The organism is Bradyrhizobium sp. 930_D9_N1_4 (assembly GCF_052076015.1).
Taxonomy (GTDB): Bacteria; Pseudomonadota; Alphaproteobacteria; order Rhizobiales; family Xanthobacteraceae; genus Bradyrhizobium.
Genome location: NZ_CP197236.1, coordinates 2,042,959 through 2,060,705 on the forward strand (window position 1 = coordinate 2,042,959; position 17,747 = coordinate 2,060,705).

The window sequence follows — 17,747 nt, forward strand, 5'->3', positions numbered from 1 at the left end:
TGCACTACAACCACAGGATCTGTTTGCGATAGCCGAGATCGTTCAGCAACGGCGCGGCCGGTCCCTGGTGGAACACCGCGCCGCGCTCGAGTGCGAAGACGCGGTCGGCGAGCGCAAGCACGAGGTCGAGATTGTGCTCGACGATCACGATCGACATATGCCGGCGGAGTGCATCGAACACTTTGAACAGCTCCAGCGTCACCGCGGGCGCGAGACCTTCGAACGGCTCGTCGAGCAGCAGCAGGCGGACATTGCCGGACATCGCACGGGCAACCGCGACCATCTGCTGCTCGCCGCCGGAGAGATAGTCGGCCGCGATGTTCATGCGTTCCTTCAGGCGCGGGAAGGTGTGCAGGATCTGCTCCTCGCTCCAGACCACACCGTCGCTGCCGTCGGTCTTGCGCGCGAGACGCCCGAGCGCGAGGTTCTCGCGCACGGTCATGCCGGCGAACAGCCCGCGGCCCTGCGGCACGTAGCCGACGCCGCGGCGGGCAATGTCGGGGGCGGGCAGGCGGGCGATATCGGTGCCGCGATAATCGATGCGGCCGGAGGCCGCCGGCACGAGCCCGGCGATGGACTTGAGCAGGGTCGACTTGCCGGCGCCGTTGCGGCCGAGCAGCGCGACGATCTCGCCTTCGCGGACGTCGAGCGCGGCGTCGTTGAGGATGTGGCTTTTGCCGTAGAAGGTGTTGACGCCGTCGAGCCGCAGCACTGTCTCGCGGTCGCGGACGTCTTCATGGCTGCGCCGGTGCTCGACCGCGGGAATGCCCTTGCCGGTGTAGATCTCCTGCACCCGCAGATCGGCCCGCACCGCCCCAGGGCAGTCCGACATCAGCACTTCGCCCTGGTTCATCACGGTCACGATTTGCGAGAAGCCGAGCACGCGATCGATGTCGTGCTCGACGATCAGCACGGGAATGTTGGCCGCGATGTTCTTGACGAGGTGCGACACGCGCTCGCGCTCGGCCGCGGCAAGGCCTGCGAGCGGTTCGTCGAGCAACAGCACCTGCGGCTTGGAGCCGAGCGCGATGCCGAGATCGACCAGCCGCTGACCGCCATAAGAGAGCTCGCCGCCCTCGATCTCCTCGATGCCCTCGAGGCCGAGGAATTTTGTCAGCGCGGCGGTCTCGGCGTGGATGTCCGGGTAGGCGTCGATGTCGTTCCAGATGTTGAAGCGCATCGGCCGCTGTGCCTGCAGCGACAGACGCAAATTCTCGTAGATCGTCAACCCGCGAAACAAATTGGTGATCTGGAACGAGCGCGCCAGCCCCTGATGGCAGATCAGGTTCGCGGGCACGCCGGCGATGTCGCGGCCCTGAAGGCGGATCGTGCCCTGGTCGGGCGCGTAGAGGCCGGAGACCAGGTTGAACAGCGTCGTCTTGCCGGCACCGTTGGGGCCGATCAGCGCGTGGATCTCACCGGCGGCGACCGTGATGCTCGCATTCTCGACCGCGCGAATGCCGCCGAACTTTCGCGACACGCCACTGACCTCGAGCACCGTGCCCTTCAGGGCCTCCGGCCGCAGGAAATTGGGTAGCGGCAGGCCGTCATAGATCTTGCGCCGGCTCATCGCAGCGGACTCTTCAGCGGGCGGACGGAGACGCCGCATGATCAGCGCGCCGATGCCGACGAGGCCGCCGGGCGAATACATCACGAAGGCCACGAAGGTGAGTCCGAACCAGAACAGCCAGTCCGACGTCCAGATCGAGAACAGCTCCCGGAACAGGATGAAGAACAGCGCGCCGAGTGCGGGGCCCAAGAGGCTGCGCATGCCGCCGATCACCACCATCGCCAGCAGCTCGCCCGCGAACGGTACAGAGACGGCTTCGGCCGAGACCAGATAGTTGAGGAACCCGATCAGCGCGCCGGCCAGGCCGGTGACGACGGCGGAGATCACGAATACCGCGAGCTTGTAGCGCTCGACGGGATAGCCCTGAAAGCTCGCGCGCAGCTGGTTCTCGCGGATCGCGACCAGCACATGCCCGAACGGCGAGCGGACCAGGCGCATCAGCACATAGAGCACGGCGAGCCCGATCAGCGCGACCACGACATAATAGTTCAGCGCGCTATCGAAGCTGATGGGTCCGATGCCGCCGCGCTTGAGCCCGCCGAGCCCATCCTCGCCGCCGGTGAGGCTCGTCCAGCGAAAGGCGGTGGTGTAGACGAGTGCTGCGAGTGCGAGCGTCAGCAGCGAGAAGTACACGCCGCGCCGGCGCAGGATCAGCATGCCGATCACCGCTGATGCGACGGCGACGACCACCATCGATCCCAGCAGCGGCAGCCAGATCTCGCCGGGGAAGTAGCGCAGCTGGATCAGTCCGGCGGCATAGGCGCCGATGCCGAACCAGGCGCTGTGGCCGAACGAGACCAGGCCGGTATAGCCGATGCAGAGGTTGAGCCCCATGGTCGCGATCGCCAGCCCGACGATCCAGGTGCCGGTGTTGAGCGACAGGCCGAATGCCCTGAGCAGGAAGGGCAGCGCGATGACCGCGACGATCGCGATCAACAGGGGCTTCAGCCGGTCGATGGCGGAGGCACTTTTCATTCGAACTTCTCGATGCGTTCGCCGAGCAGGCCGCGCGGCCGCACCAGCAGCACCAGGAACATCAGGATGTAGATCGAGGCCTCGCCGGCCGCAGGTTCAAAGTGGATGGCGACACCGCGCACCACGCCGACCAGCAGGGCCGCGATGACGACACCCCAGAAACTGCCGAGGCCGCCGATCACGACGACGACGAAAGCCACCGTCATGATGTCGGCCCCCATCGCCGGATGCACGGTGGTGATCGGCGCGAAGAAGGCGCCGCCGAGCGCGGCCATGCCGACGCCGAGCATCACGATTGCCGTCATATAGGGCTGCAGCCGGATGCCGAGCGCCGCGACCATGTCCGGCCGCTGGATGCCGGCGCGCACCACGCGCCCGAACGAGGTCTTTTGCAGCAGCAGCCAGATGGCCAGCAGGATCGCGGCGACCACCGCGAGGATCAGCAGGCGATAGCGCGAGAACAGGAAGTCGCCGACGATGACCGAGCCGCGAAAGTTTTGCGGGATCTCGGTCGAGACGGGCGCAGCGCCCCAGATCATGCGGATCGCCTGTTCTGCGACCATCGCAAGGCCGAAGGTGACGAGAAGACTGAGAATGGGATCGGCCGCGTAGAACCGGCGCAGGATGAAGCGTTCAAAGAGGATGCCAAGCAGCGCGACCGCGAAGGGGGACATGACCACGGAAGCGCCGAAGCCGAGGCGCTTCGTCAGCTCGACGCAGACATAGGCGCCGAGCGCGTAGAAGGCGCCATGCGCGAGGTTGACGATGCCGCCGACGGAAAAGATCAGCGACAGCCCGAGCGCGATGAGCAGGTAATAGCCTCCGAGCACGAGGCCATTCACCACCTGTTCCAGCAGGAACTCGAACTGCATGTTGCGTCCTTGCCGCGCGTGCGCGCGTCAGGCCTTCATCTCGCAGGGATTCTGGTCCCGGGTCGGATAGATCGTCTCCAGCGGATCGTTGGCCGCCGGCACGACGTCGCCAAGCACCAGCATGTCCCACTGGTCCTTCATCTGGTCCTTTGGTTTCACCGTGAACGGATAGGCCTCCTGCACCAGCTGGTGATCCCAGGAGCGGAAATAGGCCTTGCGCGCTTTGCCGATGTCGAACTGCGCCTGCTTCTCGAAGAAGGCGATCAGCTCGCCACTGTCGGTCGACTTCGTCGTGTTGATCGCCTCCGCCAGCAGCTTCAGCGTGATGTAGTCGATCCAGGCGTGGTTCTCCGGTGGCTTGCCGTATTTCTTGGTGAAGGCGGCGACGAAGGCCTGCGACGTCGGATTGTTCAGCGTGTGATACCAGACCGTAGGCCAGGTGCCGCTGAGATTGCCGGCGCCCGCGGCCCAGGCATCGCCGGTGTTGAGGTTGAATCCCACCAGCGGGTAGGGGAAGCCGAATTCGGCATATTGCTTGACGAGATTGGTGACCTGATTGCCGGCGAGGTTGCAGCAGACGACGTCGGGCTTGGCTTGCCGCACTTTCAGCAGATAAGGGCTGAAATCGGTGACATCGGTTGCGATCAGCTCGTCGCCGATCAAATTCGCCTCATGCGCGCCGAAGAAGCCCTTCGCGGCCTTCAGCAGGTCATGACCGAATATGTAGTCGGCTGTGAGCGTGAAGAACTTCTTGCCCTTCACCATGCCCTTCTGCGACAGCGCGGTGCCGACCGCGTTCACCATCACGGTGTTCGGGATGTCGCAGTGGAAGGAATATTTGTTGCAGTTCTTGCCGCGCAGCGCGTCCGAGCGCGCGCCGGTCGAGAAGAACACCTTCTTGTTGCGTTCGGCGACCTGCATGATGGTGAGCGAGGAGGCCGACGAGATTTCGCCAAGCAGCACCACCGCGCCGTCCTGCTCCAGCATGCGCTGCGCCTTGGTCGCCGCGGTCGCCGGATTGATCGAGTCTTCGGAGAGCAGATCGATCGGCTTGCCCATGATGCCGCCGGACGCGTTGATCTCCTCGGCCGCGAGCTTCACGCCGAGCTGGGCGTAGCTGCCGATCACGCCGAGAAAGCCGGTCAGCGGCGTCAGATGCCCGATCCGGATCTTCTCGGCCTGCGCCCTGACAATCGCGGGAAACCCAAATGCCGACGCGCCCGCGAAGGCTGCGCCGGTGCGTAACAACGTCCGTCGGCTGGTGCGGATCATGTCTGTCTCCTCCCCGGGGTGCATCGCGTGCCCCTCTTTCAAAACCGCGTATCCGGTATTGTGAGAGACGTTCTTTTAATGCTGGAGGATAATCCCGAACGCCAATGCCGGTGTCAACCGGCAAAATTGCCGCTTGGGTTGCGGCTCAGGCTTTTTGCGTGAACGCCTTGTGCGCCCGGTCCTTGGCGCCGAATTCGGCCGAGAGGCGGTCGGCGGCGGCCTGCACGACCTGTGCGCCGGCATGCAGCGCCTGGTTGGAGAGGCGCCAGATCGGCCCCGAAATGCCGAGCGCGCCGATCACCTGACCGGTGAAATCGGTCACCGGGACCGCTACGCACCGCACTTCCGGATTGAACTCGCCGTCATCGAAGGCGACGCCAGTGCGCTGTATCTCCGCGATTTCGCGCATCAGTACGCCGGCATCGGTGATGGACTTTGGCGTCGACGGTTTCAACTCGGCGCGGTCGATGAAGCGCTTGAGCTGCTCGGGGCGGAGCGAGGCCAGGATGATCTTGCCGAGCGCAGTGCAATGGGCCGGACGCACGACGCCGACGCGGTCGGTCAGCTGGAACGCGCCGGGGCCGCTGGTGCGGGCGATGACGATCACCGCATCGCCCATTCGCACGGCAAAATGGCTGCTTTCGCTGGTCTGGCGCGACAATTCCTCGAGCACGGGCGTCGCGACATTGACCATCTCGATCTCGTCGAGCGCGCTTGCTGCGAGCGCAAACAAGGGGCGCCCGATGCGGTAGCGCTTGCTATCCTTCTCCTGGCGGAGGTAGCCGAGCGAGACCAATGTCTTTGCGAGATGAAAGGTGGTCGAGTTGTGCAGGCCGACCAGCTTGCTCAGCTCTGCAAGCCCGATGCCCTCGCGATGGCGCGCGACCTGTTCGAGGATCGAGAAGGCGCGGCCGAGTGACTGAACGCCACCGCTGCGCTGCTTGTCGTCGGCCTCGTCGTCACCATCGACTTTGGGAGCGGGGACCAGCTTGGCGACCGCGGCCTTGCGCGGGCTTGCGGGCTTCTCGCCGGTCGTCGGCTTGGTACGCGATCTCAAGGACAAGGCCCCCTCCGGCAAATCCGTCATGACTCGATGCCGCGACAGTAGCACGCAACCCAGCGGCCGTCGGAATTCAGCCCGCGTTTCCTCAGGCTTGAAGCCTATCACAATATAAATTGACGTACAGCATTATGAGAAATAGGGTGCCCGCGGCCCGGCGACGACCGTCCTGTTCTCTGCATCGGTCCATAAGAAGTCGTGGGCCGGTAGGAGACGTGTTGATGTCGAAAAACATGCTCAATGGCGCCCAGGTCATTGTCGATTATCTGATCCAGGAGAAGGTGCCGCAGGTGTTCGGGCTCTGCGGCCACGGCAACATCCAGTTCATCGACGCGCTGTACGAGCGCTCCTCCGAGATCAAGACGATCTCCGTGCATCACGAGAGCGTCGCCGGATTCATGGCCGACGTCTATTACCGTGTCTCAGGCAGGCCGACGGCGACCTTTACGTCCTGCGGTCCGGGCTCGGCTAACCTGCCGATCTCGCTGGCCAATGCCTATCTCGACTCCGTGCCGTTCATGGCAATCACCGGCAACGTGCCGACCAGCCAGTTCAATCGCGGCGCTTTCCAGGAAATGTACCGGCACTACCAGGCCGACTTCCCCTCGACCGTGCGCACAATGTGCAAAAAGGTGTTTCAGCCGACGCGCGGCGAAATGGTGCCGCTGGCGGTGCGGCAAGCCTGGAAGACCATGGTCACGGGACGGCCAGGACCCGTCGTAATCGACGTGCCGTTCGACGTCTTCATGGAAGCCGCGGCCGAAGAGGCGCCGAAGGCGAGCGAGTGGAGCGCCAACATCTCCAGCCGCTGCGGTGCCGATCCTGATGGTGTCGAGAAGGCGGTCGATATGCTGCTCTCGGCCGAGCGGCCGGTGATGCTGGTCGGGCAGGGCGTGCGCTATGGCGGCGCGGCAGACGAATTGCGCGAGCTTGCAGAGCGGCTCCAGATTCCGGTGGCGGCGTCCGCGAGCGGGCTCGGTGCGCTCGACGTCAATCATCCGCTCGCGCTCGGCCTCGTCGCGCGTGCCGGCCATTACCAGGCCAATCACGCGACGCGTCAGGCCGACGTGCTGCTCGCGCTCGGGGTCCGTTTCGACGACCGCACCTCGAGCTCGTGGATATCAGGCTATTCCTTCACGATCCCGCCGACAAGGTTGATCCACGTCGACATCGACCCCGAAGAAATTGGCCGCAACTATCCCGTCGCGCTCGGTTTGATGGCCGATGTCCGCACCTTCCTGCGCCAGGTTCACGCCGAACTCGATCGCCGCGACAACCTCTTCAAGAAGTCCGATGCGCGCAAAAAGTGGCTGGCGCAGATCGACGGCTATCGCAAGGAGTGGGACAAGTTTGTCGCCCCCGGCTTCTCCGACGACACCACGCCGATCAATCCGCAACGCGCCGCCGTCGAGATCGACAAGGCATTGCCGGAGGACGCCATCCTCGTTTCCGACATCGGCGTGCACCACAATTGGCTGCTCGGCTTCTGCAAGCCGAAGCGGCCGGATTCGCTGATCGGCTCGATGGGGTTTGGTCCGATGGGCTTTGGCGTCGCCGGCGTGATGGGTGCGAAGTTTGCCGCTCCCGATCGTCCCTGCGTGTCCGTGTGCGGCGACGGGGCCTTCTTCATGCACGCCAACGTGCTGGGCACGGCGGTCGAGTACAATCTGCCCGTGGTCTGGGTGGTCTGGAATAACTACGCCTATGCCTCAATCCGCGGGCTTCAGCGCGGCTATCTCGGCGGGCGCGAGCTTGCGACTGATTTCAAGCATCCTGAAACAGGCGAGCGCTACAATCCGGATTTCGCGGCGATGGCGCGCTCCTGCGGCGTTGAGGGCGTACGGGTCGATCGTGCCGCCGACCTTGGCGAGGCGATCCGCAAGGGCATCGCCGCCAACAGGCCTTATCTTATCGACGTCGACATCGCGGCCGACGTCAATCCGTCCGGCGCCGGCGTCTGGGAGTTGCCTGGGCTCGGCCAGAGCAAGGCCGGCATCGGTACGCGCTTCCAGCCCGGCTGATCGCGCACCTTCACCAATCAACAAAAATACCGGGGAGATGGGAATGACGCTCGCAGGCAAGAAGGTCGTGGTGATCGGCGGCTCGTCAGGCATTGGCCTTGCCACGGCGGAGCTTGCCAAGAATGAGGGCGCTGATGTCATCATCGCCTCGCGCAGCGCTGCGAAGCTCGATCCCATTGCGGAACGGTTGAAAGTGACGGCAATCCCTGCCGACGTCACCAGTGACCAGAGCGTCGCCGAGCTGTTCCGCCGCACCGGCCCCGTCGATCACGTCGTGCTGACGGCCGCGCAGCTGCGCACCGGGCCGTTCAAGACGGTGCCGATGGAGGACGTGCGCGCCACCATGGAGGGCAAGTTCTGGGGCGCCTGGCGCGTCGCGCGCGAGGCCGAGATCAGGCCAGGTGGTTCGCTGACGCTCGTCACGGGCTTCCTCAGCGTGCGGCCGCGACCGAACTCGGCAATCATCAGCGCTGCCAATGGCGCGCTGGAATCGCTGGCCCGTGCATTGGCGCTCGAACTTGCGCCGGTGCGGGTGAATGCGGTGTCACCGGGCGTGATCGACACGCCGATCCGGGCTGCGATGCCGGAGGCCGCGCGCAAGGAGATGCTGGCGAAGACCGCCGCCGCGCTGCCGGTCGGCCGCGTCGGGGCGGCCGAGGATATCGCCTGGCAAATCCTGAGCTTCATGGCGAACGGCTTTGCCACGGGCTCGATCGTGTATGTCGACGGCGGCGCACTGGTGAACTAGGGAGCACGATCATGGCCGAGGACAGCAACGGCGCCTTCATCCGCAACATTGCCGAGGTGCCCTGGCGCGAATTCCCCAACCATTTCGGCGGCGCGCTGTCGAAGCCGCTGGTGATGCCGGAGACGGCGGGCTCGCGCCATATCGACTATCGCATCTCGATGTATCAGCCGATGGCCCATGTCGCACGGCATCATCATAAGGTGCAGGAGCAGGTCTATCACGTGCTCGAGGGCGAGGGGCTGATGGAGATATCAGGCAAGAACCATGTCGTGCGCAAGCACGATGTGATCTTCCTGCCGCCCGGCGTCGAACACGCGATCTCGAACTCCGGGCTGACCGATCTCGTCTTCCTGGTGGTGACGTCGCCGGTGACCGACGACGACAAGCCGGTGTGACCGGTCAGCGCTCGCTCGATGCGACGCGGATCGCGCGCGCCTTTGCGCTCTTTCCGGCCGCGCGCGCCACGATCATGCTGCGCGCCTTGCCGTGGGTGGTCTTTCGGATCACGGAGGCGAGCCGCTTCCGCGCACGGTTGGCCGTCAAGCGCGCCGCCAGTTGTTCTCCCTTGCGAATGAAGGTGGTGACCGAGGGCGTCAGGTTCACCGGAACCCATGCGACGTCCCTGGATTTGGAGAGGCTGCCGATGCCTTCGCAAGGCGCTTCGCGCGGCAGGTCGATCCGGATCGCGAGGGCTTCCGTGCGCTCGGTCCAGTCCTCGGCCTTGGTGCCGGTGATGATGCGGACATAGTTGCGCGTCTCACGTGGCAACTCGCTCTCCTTCGCCAGCCACCTCTGGATTCTTCCCGGGCCGGCATTGTAAGCGGCAGCAGCAAGTCCGAGATTGCCGAAATCATCGCGCAGCTTGCGCAGGAATTTGGCCGATGCCGGCAGCGCCTTCATCGGATCGAAGGGATCGTCCAGCCCGACCTCCGCGGCCGTCCCCGGCATGAACTGCGCAACGCCCTGCGCACCGGCCTGGCTGACTTCGTTCGACTTGAAGCGGCTCTCCTGCCAGATCAGGCGGGCGAAGAACGGCACCGGAATGCCGCTGGCCTCGGCGGCTTCGCGGAGCGCGTGACAGAACTGTTCGGTCGGCGATCGCTGCACCTGCACGATAGGCTCTGCCTCGGGTGGCGGTTCGACCACCGGCTCGAAGGCCGCGCGCGCGTTAGCGAGTTCGAGGGCCTGCACGCTCGCAAGGAAGAGCTCGACGACAGGAACAAGTGGCGAGGCTTGCGTGTTCTTGAGAACAGCGGTGTCGAAAGTTGATGTTTGCCGGGACGTCGAGGGATCGAGGTCGCACATCAGAATCATGAACGCGGCGCATGCCGCGACGACAAATCGCATTGCGTGGACAACCTCGAACTGTGGGATGCAAACTGTGGGATGAGCGGCCGGCGGTTATCGCCGGTGACAACGACTTCTTAACCGCAATTACGGCGAAGCTGCGATTCCAGCGGTTCCGTCGGTGTTACTACGGTGTTCCCGAAACGGAGTTCCTCCGCGGATTTGCGGATGATTTGCGAATTTGGATGCAGCAGATGATGCGATGGATGTTTAGCGCGGTGATTTCGCTGGGGCTGAGCGTTCCGGCACTCGCGGGCAATCTCGATGCAGCCGCAGTGAATGATTCTGCACGTCCCGCAAAGCAACCCGCCACCGACAAGGTCAGCGCACCGGTGGTGAAGCTTCAGATCCTGCTCGATCGCGCGCAGTTCTCGCCCGGCGAGATCGACGGCAAGCTTGGCGAGAATGCACAGAAGGCACTGAAGGCCTTTGCCGAACAGAATGGTATCGCATCCGACAAGGCAATCGCGCCGGAGCTCTGGGACAAATTGAGCGCGGCGAACGAAGGCCCCGTTATCGTCGACTACAAGATCACCGATTCCGATGTGAAGGGCCCGTTCCTGAAGGAGCTGCCGGGCAAGATCGAGGAAATGAAGTCGCTGAAGGCGCTGAGCTACACCAGCGCGCTCGAAGGCATCGCCGAGAAATTCCACATGAGCGAGGACCTGCTTCGGACGCTCAACCCCGGTAAATCGTTCGACAAGGCCGGCGAGACGATCATCGTCGCGAATATTTCTGCGCGAAAGGAGCCGCCCCGTATCACTCGGCTCGAGGTCGACAAGAAGAATGAGACGCTGAGGGCGTTCGACGCGACCGGCCGTCTGGTCGCTTTCTATCCCGCATCAATCGGCAGCCCCGATCGTCCGACGCCGAGCGGCACGCTCAAGGTGACCAGCACCAACGACAAGCCGACCTATCATTACAATCCCGACTACAAGTTTAGCAGCGTCAAATCGAAAGAGCCGTTCGATGTCAAGCCGGGGCCGAACAATCCGGTGGGCGCGTACTGGATCGGCCTGTCCGCGCAAGGATACGGCATTCACGGAACGGCGGAGCCCGACAAGGTCAGCAAGTCGGCGTCGCACGGCTGTGTCAGGCTGACCAATTGGGACGTGCGTACGCTCGGAGACAACGTCAAGCGCGGCACACCCGTTGTCTTCCTCGATGCGCCGACGGAATCGTCGTCGAAGCAGCAGGGCAAGCCGGCCGCAAAGCGCGCCTCGAACTAGGTTAGTCCTGGGGAAAATCCTTGCGCATCGCGATCTCGGCGGCGTCGCCGGGCGACAGCACGGTCTGGTCGAAGGCCGGTTGCGGCCTCGTCATGATGTCGTAGAGCGAGATGCCCTTGATCGGCTTGCCCATCAGCTCGCGGACGCAGTCGGCGAGCGTGCCGTTGTAGACCATATAGGGCGGACCCCGGTCCTTCTGTCTCTCGCCCTTCAGCGACGGCCACTTCTTCAGTTCGGCCGGCGCGTCATAGGCGATCGGCGATCCCTCTTTGAACATGCGCTTGGCTTTCGGGCAGTGGGAATTGCCCGAAAATCTTACGGCCTGCCGGGTAAACGCTTGCTGAAGAATTAGTTAAAATCAGCCGGCAACGAAGGCGAGCAGGGTGCCGTTGGCCTTGGCCGGCGGTACGCAGATCGCAGAGCCACTGCGGACCGCGGCCGAGCCCAGGGCCTTCTCGGTGGCCGCGAGATCGCCGCTGACGAGGACCAGCGCAGCACCGCCGCGCTCGGAGAGACCGGCAAGCGGCACGCCGGGATAGCGTTTGCCGAGTTGCTCCAGCGTCAGATAGACGAAGTCGGCGCGATCGCCGCCGGAGGGCACGCTGACCGCACCGTCAGCCTCCGCCTTCGGCTCGCGGTCGATCAACCGGCCGAGATGCGCCGCTTCCTTCGCCGGCTCCGTCGTTGCGATCAGTGCCTGCCCGATCCGCTTCGCGGCGTTGGCGTGCTTCATCAGTTCGGGGATCCACACGGTCTCGCGGGTCTTGTGCTGGCAGGCGAAGATGCGCACGCCGCCGGGGGCTTCGGCGGTCGGCCACATGAAGGTGCGGAATTTCGCGGCCGAGACCGTACCATCAGGCAGCGTCACCGGCCGTTCGAAATCGGTCGGGCCGATCGGCGTGAGGCCGCGTGCGCGAATCTCCTCCGCGCCTGCGGCGCTATCGATCGCGGTGAAGGCGATGCGCTCGATGCCTTCGCCGCGCTTGTCGAGGTAGGCGCGGGCCGGAGCATTGTGCTCGGTGGCCGCGAGCACGCCAAGCAGCTCCATGTAATCGGGGTCGAACATGATGGTGTAGTTGCCGGTGCCCATATGCGCGCTGTGGGTGCCGCGCGGCGATATCGTGAAGCCGAGCTGCCGATAGTTCTCGGCGGCCTTGTCGAGGTCCTGAACCATGACTACGGCGTGGTCGATGCCGATGACGTTCTTGAGGGCCATTGTTCTTATCCCGTATGCAAACTGGCTTGGTCCGCGACCTGCGGCCACTGATCCTGTCTACGCGGGACGGGCGGTCAAGTCATTTTCAAATCTGGGGGATATGCGGAATTTCATTCCGCGAAAGGCGGCCTCGACGCGCGACGGCGTCAGCGCGCCTGCTCGATATAGGCGGCGAGGATCGCACGCTCCTCGCTGGTCATCTCGGTGATGTTGCCCGGGGGCATCGCATTGGACCAGGCCGCGACGCGGCCGATCAGGCGGATGTTGCGATGGATGTGCTCGGGCGCGTCGAGCAGGATGCCTTTGGGGGCCGTGACGATGCCGGCCCAGACCGGCTCGGCCGCATGGCACATGCTGCAACGGGACATCACGATCTCCTCGACATTGGCGACCGTGACCGGCGCTGACAGCGCGCCAGTCTTCATCTCGCGCGGCCCGGCGGCAGAGAGGAAAAGGATCGCGACCACGCCAGCTGCTGCCACGCCCCACACCCACCATGGCGATTTGCGTCCAGCATGCCCTTCGTTGAAGAAGTGGCGGATCACCGGGCCGAGCGCCAGGATGATGGCGACGATGACCCAGTTGAAGCGGGTGGCGTAGAGCAGGGGATAGTGGTTGCTGATCATCAGCACGACCACGGGGAGCGTCAAATAGTTGTTGTGGACCGAGCGCTCCTTGCTGGTTTTGCCGAGCTTGGGATCAGGCGACTGGCCGGCGATGAGCGCGGCCACGATCTTCTTCTGGTTCGGGATGATCAGCGCGAAGACGTTCGCGACCATGATGGTGCCGATGATCGCGCCGATCTGGTTGAAGGCACCGCGGCCGCTCAGCACATGGGTGAAGGCATAGGTCAGCGCGACCAGGAACAGATAGCCGCCGATGGCGAAGGGCAGCTCGCGCTGCGCAAGCCCGGTCCGGCAGGCGGCCTCATAGAGCAGCCATGCGAGTGCGAGGCTGAAGAAGCTGAACAGGCCCGCCTGGAACGGCGTGAGATCGAGGATCGACTTGTCCACCAGAAACAGATCGGCCTCGAGATAGTACACCACCACCATCAGCGCGAAGCCCGACAGCCAGGTGGTGTAGGCCTCCCATTTGAACCAGGTCAGTTCGTCCGGCATCTGGCTGGGGGCCACCAGATATTTCATGATCCGATAGAAGCCGCCGCCGTGGACCTGCCAGGCCTCGCCCTGCACGCCGTCAGGCAGGTCGCCTCTCGGCTTGAGGCTGAGGTCGAGGGCGATGAAGTAGAAGGAGCTGCCGATCCAGGCGATCGCGGCGACCACGTGCAGCCAGCGGAGCAGCAGGCTTGCCCATTCCGATATGATGGATCCCCACATGATCACCCCATCAATGGCGACAGAAATGCCGCAGCTTTGATGACCGCAACGGGCGGTCCCACCCTTACAATGTGTCGCACCGATCGGCGTTATTTTCCAGTACGATGGATTGCGGCTGATGCACATCGTGCGGGCATGAGCTGACGTGGGATGCGGCAGATGTTTTGCCTGACGCAGAACGTTTGCGGGGCGATCAGCGTTGACGCCTGGGACGTGCAAGGCCGGGAGGAAGACGACGTGAAAAGCAGGATTTCGACGGTGGCAATGGCGACGGGATGGGTGGTCGCGGCTGCGACATTGGCGCAGGCCGAGCCCGTACTACGGGGCAAGGACGCCTACGGCGACTGGCAGGCTGACAAGCCCGGTACGGTCAGATCGATCCGGCCGGAGGATCTGGTCAGGCCCGGCGCCACGCGGTCGGTCGCGAGCTCGTCGCGCGTGGTGCCGCGTCCGCCCGAGGCTGCGCTTCAGGTGCCGGCAGGCTTCAAGATCGAGCTGTTCGCCGAAGGCCTGCGCGCGCCACGCATCATCAGGGTTGCGCCGAATGGGGATGTGTTCGTTGCGGAGACGCGGGCCAACACGATCCGCGTGTTGCGCGCCGGTGAGGGCGGCAAGGTTGCGACGAATGAGGTGTTCTCGAGCGGATTGAGGCAGCCATTCGGGATCGCCTTCTTCCCGAACGGCGACAATCCGCAATGGGTCTATGTCGCCAACACCGACAGCGTCGTCCGTTTTCCCTATCAGGCCGGCGATCTCAAGGCGCGCGCCAAGGCCGAGACGATCGTGGCAAGCCTGCCGCATGACGGCGGCCATTCCACGCGCGACATCGTCTTCTCGCCGGACGGCAAGCGCATGTTCGTGTCGGTCGGCTCGCTCAGCAATGTCGCCGAGGGTATGGGCACGCCGCCGGGCGGATTGGAGGCCTGGTCGAAAGCACAACCGCTCGGTGCGGCCTGGGCCAGCGAACTTGAACGCGCCACCGTGCTGGCCTTCACCCCTGACGGCAAGGAGCGGAAAATCTACGCCACCGGCATCCGCAATTGCGTAGGCCTTGCAATCCAGCCGCAGACAGGCCTGCCCTGGTGCTCGACCAACGAGCGCGATGGCCTCGGCGACGATTTGGTGCCAGATTACGTGACCAGCGTGAAGGAGGGCGCGTTCTACGGCTGGCCGTGGTTCTATATCGGCGGCAATGAAGACCCTCGCCATGCCGGCGCACGGCCTGATTTGAAGGAGAAGGTGACGGTGCCTGACGTGCTCATACAGCCGCACTCGGCGTCACTCGGCATGACCTTCTATCAGGGCTCGCAGTTTCCGGCGGAGTATCAGGGCGACGCCTTCGCGGCCGAGCACGGTTCCTGGAACCGCTCCAAGCGCACCGGCTACAAGGTGATCCGCATCCGGATGAAAGACGGCAAGCCAACCGGTGAGTACGAGGATTTCGTCACGGGGTTCGTGGTGAGCGACACCGAGGTGTGGGGAAGGCCGGTCGGCGTTGCTGTGGCAAAGAATGGATCGCTGCTGGTGTCGGAGGATGGCAACGGCACGATCTGGCGGGTGACAAGCGCGCCGCGGTGACGGATGTTGCCGCGAGCGAGCTGTCCTCGCCTCTCCCCGCGTGCGGGGAGAGGCCGGAATTTGCGAGAGCAAATTCCGGGTGAGGGGGACTCTCCGCGAGTCCAACTCTCACCGTGTTCGCGGAGGCGGCCCCTCACCCCGACCCTCTCCCCGTAAGAACGGGGAGAGGGAGAAGACCTATCCCCGCCGTACGCTCGCGCCGCCATCGACCGGCAGTGTCACGCCGGTGATGAAGTTCGCTTCATCCGATGCCAGGAACAGCGCGGCGTTTGCGACGTCCCAGCCGGTGCCCATCTTCCTGCGCAGCGGCACCTTGCTGTCGCGTTCGGCTTCGACTTCGGCGCGGGTCTTGGACCATTCGCGGGCGCGGGTGTCCACCGCCATCGGCGTGTTCATCAGGCCGGGCAGGATGACGTTGGCGCGGATGCCGTATTCGGCGTTTTGGTAGGCGAGCTGTTCGGTGAAGGCGATCATCGCCGATTTCGTTGCCTTGTAGGCGACGTAAGGGTAGGTCGTGATCGCCGCCATCGAGGAAATGTTAATAATCGCGCCACTTCTTTGCGCGCGCATGATCGGGATCACCTCTTTGGCGGCAAGAACGCAACTCTTCAGATTGATGGCGACGACGCGGTCGAACGCCTCCTCGGTGATTTGAAGCAGCTCGGCGTCGCCGCCGGACAGGCTGACTCCGACATTGTTGTGCAGAACGTCGATCCGGCCCCAGCGCGATGTCGCGTCCGCCACCATCGCCTTGATGTCGGTGGATTTGGTCACGTCGGCCTTGAAAGCCGCAGCGGTGCCGTGTGTCGCCGCGATCAGGTCGACGGTCTCCTGCGCCGATTCCAGATGGTGGTCCACGCACAGCACCTTTGCGCCTTCGCGCGCGAAGGTCAGCGCGGTGGCGCGGCCATTGCCCATGCCTTCGCCGGGGCTTTGCCCTGCGCCGACGACGATCGCAATCTTGTCCTTCAGGCGCATCTCAGTTCACTCCCGGGATCGGGTACTGCTGGAGTACCTCTTTGTAAGTGGGCTCATTGTCGATCTTCATGGTGGCGAGCACGCGCACCACGCCGCAATAGAAGGCGATGGTGAGGACGAGATCGACCATGTGCTCGTCGGAGAGGTCTTTCTTGATCTCGGCGAAGGTCGCATCCGACATCGCGAGCTCGCGTACCATCTCGCGGGCGCCTCTCAGGATGGCTTTCGCCGGCGGCTCCAGCTTCGATGGCTTGCCCTCGGTCTCCGCCATCAGGCCGGCGATGTCCTCGTCGGTGACGCCGAACTCCTTGCCGATCTTCACATGGTGGGTGAATTCGTATTCCGATTTCTCCATCCAGCCAACCTGAAGGATGGCAAGCTCGCGCAGGCGCGGGTCTAGCTTGCTCTTGAAGCGGATGTAGCCGCCGATGCCATTAAAGGCGCGCGCCATCTCCGGGGAGTTGACCAGCAATTTGTGCAGATTGGTGTTGCGCTTGAGCATGTCGCGATATTCGGGCGCGACCTCGTCGGCTTCGAGATAGGGCAGGCGGGCCATCGTATGAATCCTCAGTGTTCTTGTGACTCGCGTTCAGGCGCTTGCAACGTGACGCCGCCGTCGACCACCAGCACCTGGCCGGTGATGTAGCGGGCAAAATTGCTGAGCAGGAATTTGACGGCGTGGCCGATGTCCCAGCCGGTGCCTTCGGTTTTCAGCACCGAGGCCCTGGCACGCTGGGCGCGCGCCTGCTCGCTCATGCCGCGGGCATAGACCATCGGCGTGTACATCGGCCCCGGACAGATGCAGTTGACGCGGATATTGTCGCGGCCGTGATCGACTGCCATCGCGCGCGTCAGGCCGATGATCGCGGCTTTCGACGTCGTGTAGGTCGTCAACCCGCGCGGCCGCAGCGCCGAGATCGAGGAGATGTTGACGATCGCGCCGCCTTTGGCGGTCCTGATCATTGCGGGGATCGCGTGCTTCGACAGCAGGAACATGGTCTCGACATTGACCTGCATGACGCGGCGATATTGCTCGGGCGTCTCGTCGACCACGCTGCCGCGGCTGCCGATGCCGACATTGTTGTCGAGGAAGTCGAGCCGGCCCCAGCGGTCGAGCGCGGCTTCGACCAGCGTCTTGCAATCGCTCTCGCTGGTGACGTCGCTGCCATGGGCCGCGGCGTTGCCGCCTTCGGCTGCGATCATCTCGACGGTGCGCTCGGCAAGCTCGAGGTCGCGATCGGCCACCAGCACGTTTACGCCGGCGCGGGCCAGCAGAATTGCTGCAGCGCGGCCGTTGCCGATGCCGTCGCCTATAGCGCCGCCCCCGCTGATCAACGCCACCTTGCCGGCGAGGCCGGCATCGTCCTCAGGGCCCTGCATGTCGTTCCATCCCGAAATTTTCGTGCAAGTTAGCAACGGAGCGCTGAGGTGAGAAGGCCGGCGGTCCCGCGCGGATGTCATTGACATCGCTTGGAATTGCATGCCGCCGCGCGAGATGAGGCGTGATGGAGCGATTGTGGTCTGGAACCCTCTTCACGCAACTG

16 protein-coding genes are annotated in these 17,747 nt (G+C 64.2%); 5 read left to right on the forward strand and 11 right to left on the reverse strand.

Annotation, left to right across the window (positions count from 1 at the left end):
* Positions 1-4: 4 nt before the first annotated feature.
* The 4 genes from AB7532_RS09550 to AB7532_RS09565 form a co-directional block, all read right to left on the reverse strand.
* Entirely contained in the window at positions 5-2,545 is a 2,541-nt protein-coding gene (locus tag AB7532_RS09550; protein WP_441234547.1) for a branched-chain amino acid ABC transporter ATP-binding protein/permease, read from the reverse strand.
* The gene (locus AB7532_RS09555; RefSeq protein ID WP_441234548.1) at positions 2,542-3,417 is read right to left on the reverse strand and encodes a branched-chain amino acid ABC transporter permease; all 876 of its coding nucleotides are present in this window, start codon (positions 3,415-3,417) and stop codon (positions 2,542-2,544) included. The genes AB7532_RS09550 and AB7532_RS09555 overlap by 4 nt, the downstream gene beginning before the upstream one ends.
* A 27-nt stretch (positions 3,418-3,444) precedes the next feature.
* On the reverse strand, positions 3,445-4,689 hold the full coding sequence (locus AB7532_RS09560) for an ABC transporter substrate-binding protein (RefSeq protein ID WP_441234549.1): 1,245 nt from the start codon (positions 4,687-4,689) through the stop codon (positions 3,445-3,447).
* 145 nt (positions 4,690-4,834) lie between these two features.
* Positions 4,835-5,752 (reverse strand): IclR family transcriptional regulator, encoded by a 918-nt coding sequence (locus tag AB7532_RS09565; RefSeq protein ID WP_441234550.1) that lies wholly within the window; start codon positions 5,750-5,752, stop codon positions 4,835-4,837.
* A 218-nt stretch (positions 5,753-5,970) separates the two neighbouring features.
* On the opposite strand from AB7532_RS09565, the gene AB7532_RS09570 reads away from it, so the two are divergent.
* From AB7532_RS09570 to AB7532_RS09580, 3 genes are read left to right on the forward strand one after another with little or no spacing between them, the layout of a single operon-like run.
* Entirely contained in the window at positions 5,971-7,770 is a 1,800-nt protein-coding gene (locus AB7532_RS09570; RefSeq protein WP_441234551.1) for a thiamine pyrophosphate-binding protein, read from the forward strand.
* A 43-nt stretch (positions 7,771-7,813) separates the two neighbouring features.
* Positions 7,814-8,518 (forward strand): SDR family oxidoreductase, encoded by a 705-nt coding sequence (locus tag AB7532_RS09575; RefSeq protein ID WP_441234552.1) that lies wholly within the window; start codon positions 7,814-7,816, stop codon positions 8,516-8,518.
* Positions 8,519-8,529: 11 nt separating this feature from the next.
* Positions 8,530-8,913: a cupin domain-containing protein gene (locus AB7532_RS09580; protein WP_441234553.1), complete on the forward strand. Its 384-nt coding sequence runs from the start codon at positions 8,530-8,532 to the stop codon at positions 8,911-8,913.
* A 4-nt stretch (positions 8,914-8,917) separates the two neighbouring features.
* On the opposite strand, the gene AB7532_RS09585 is transcribed toward AB7532_RS09580, so the two are convergent.
* Positions 8,918-9,865, reverse strand: coding sequence for a lytic transglycosylase domain-containing protein (locus tag AB7532_RS09585; protein ID WP_441234554.1), 948 nt, complete (start codon positions 9,863-9,865; stop codon positions 8,918-8,920).
* Positions 9,866-10,059: 194 nt separating this feature from the next.
* On the opposite strand from AB7532_RS09585, the gene AB7532_RS09590 reads away from it, so the two are divergent.
* The gene (locus AB7532_RS09590; protein WP_441234555.1) at positions 10,060-11,094 is read left to right on the forward strand and encodes a L,D-transpeptidase family protein; all 1,035 of its coding nucleotides are present in this window, start codon (positions 10,060-10,062) and stop codon (positions 11,092-11,094) included.
* Position 11,095: 1 nt separating this feature from the next.
* On the opposite strand, the gene AB7532_RS09595 is transcribed toward AB7532_RS09590, so the two are convergent.
* The 3 genes from AB7532_RS09595 to AB7532_RS09605 all read right to left on the reverse strand — a co-directional run bounded on the left by AB7532_RS09595 (position 11,096) and on the right by AB7532_RS09605 (position 13,647).
* Complete coding sequence (locus tag AB7532_RS09595; RefSeq protein WP_441234556.1) at positions 11,096-11,371, reverse strand: hypothetical protein; 276 nt, start codon at positions 11,369-11,371, stop codon at positions 11,096-11,098.
* 81 nt (positions 11,372-11,452) lie between these two features.
* Entirely contained in the window at positions 11,453-12,310 is an 858-nt protein-coding gene (locus AB7532_RS09600) for a VOC family protein (protein ID WP_441234557.1), read from the reverse strand.
* Between the two features lie 146 nt (positions 12,311-12,456).
* Complete coding sequence (locus tag AB7532_RS09605) at positions 12,457-13,647, reverse strand: urate hydroxylase PuuD (RefSeq protein WP_441234558.1); 1,191 nt, start codon at positions 13,645-13,647, stop codon at positions 12,457-12,459.
* A 237-nt stretch (positions 13,648-13,884) separates the two neighbouring features.
* Between AB7532_RS09605 and AB7532_RS09610 the strand changes: the two genes are divergently transcribed.
* Complete coding sequence (locus AB7532_RS09610) at positions 13,885-15,225, forward strand: PQQ-dependent sugar dehydrogenase (RefSeq protein ID WP_441234559.1); 1,341 nt, start codon at positions 13,885-13,887, stop codon at positions 15,223-15,225.
* 177 nt (positions 15,226-15,402) lie between these two features.
* On the opposite strand, the gene AB7532_RS09615 is transcribed toward AB7532_RS09610, so the two are convergent.
* The 3 genes from AB7532_RS09615 to AB7532_RS09625 are packed head-to-tail and all read right to left on the reverse strand — an operon-like array spanning position 15,403 to position 17,583.
* Complete coding sequence (locus tag AB7532_RS09615) at positions 15,403-16,203, reverse strand: SDR family NAD(P)-dependent oxidoreductase (protein WP_441234560.1); 801 nt, start codon at positions 16,201-16,203, stop codon at positions 15,403-15,405.
* A gap of 1 nt (position 16,204) precedes the next feature.
* Positions 16,205-16,759 carry a carboxymuconolactone decarboxylase family protein gene (locus AB7532_RS09620; RefSeq protein ID WP_441234561.1) on the reverse strand — a complete coding sequence of 185 codons (555 nt, stop codon included), beginning with the start codon at positions 16,757-16,759 and terminating at the stop codon, positions 16,205-16,207.
* A gap of 11 nt (positions 16,760-16,770) precedes the next feature.
* Positions 16,771-17,583 carry an SDR family NAD(P)-dependent oxidoreductase gene (locus AB7532_RS09625; RefSeq protein ID WP_441234562.1) on the reverse strand — a complete coding sequence of 271 codons (813 nt, stop codon included), beginning with the start codon at positions 17,581-17,583 and terminating at the stop codon, positions 16,771-16,773.
* Positions 17,584-17,747 lie beyond the last annotated feature (164 nt).

Coding starts and splice junctions, on each gene's coding strand:
- AB7532_RS09550 (WP_441234547.1), bottom strand. CDS start 2,545: ATGAAAAGTGCCTCCGCCATCGACCGGCTGAAGCCCCTGTTGATCGCG.
- AB7532_RS09555 (WP_441234548.1), bottom strand. CDS start 3,417: ATGCAGTTCGAGTTCCTGCTGGAACAGGTGGTGAATGGCCTCGTGCTC.
- AB7532_RS09560 (WP_441234549.1), bottom strand. CDS start 4,689: ATGATCCGCACCAGCCGACGGACGTTGTTACGCACCGGCGCAGCCTTC.
- AB7532_RS09570 (WP_441234551.1), top strand. CDS start 5,971: ATGTCGAAAAACATGCTCAATGGCGCCCAGGTCATTGTCGATTATCTG.
- AB7532_RS09575 (WP_441234552.1), top strand. CDS start 7,814: ATGACGCTCGCAGGCAAGAAGGTCGTGGTGATCGGCGGCTCGTCAGGC.
- AB7532_RS09580 (WP_441234553.1), top strand. CDS start 8,530: ATGGCCGAGGACAGCAACGGCGCCTTCATCCGCAACATTGCCGAGGTG.
- AB7532_RS09585 (WP_441234554.1), bottom strand. CDS start 9,865: ATGCGATTTGTCGTCGCGGCATGCGCCGCGTTCATGATTCTGATGTGC.
- AB7532_RS09590 (WP_441234555.1), top strand. CDS start 10,060: ATGATGCGATGGATGTTTAGCGCGGTGATTTCGCTGGGGCTGAGCGTT.
- AB7532_RS09595 (WP_441234556.1), bottom strand. CDS start 11,371: ATGTTCAAAGAGGGATCGCCGATCGCCTATGACGCGCCGGCCGAACTG.
- AB7532_RS09600 (WP_441234557.1), bottom strand. CDS start 12,310: ATGGCCCTCAAGAACGTCATCGGCATCGACCACGCCGTAGTCATGGTT.
- AB7532_RS09605 (WP_441234558.1), bottom strand. CDS start 13,647: ATGTGGGGATCCATCATATCGGAATGGGCAAGCCTGCTGCTCCGCTGG.
- AB7532_RS09615 (WP_441234560.1), bottom strand. CDS start 16,203: ATGCGCCTGAAGGACAAGATTGCGATCGTCGTCGGCGCAGGGCAAAGC.
- AB7532_RS09620 (WP_441234561.1), bottom strand. CDS start 16,759: ATGGCCCGCCTGCCCTATCTCGAAGCCGACGAGGTCGCGCCCGAATAT.
- AB7532_RS09625 (WP_441234562.1), bottom strand. CDS start 17,583: ATGCAGGGCCCTGAGGACGATGCCGGCCTCGCCGGCAAGGTGGCGTTG.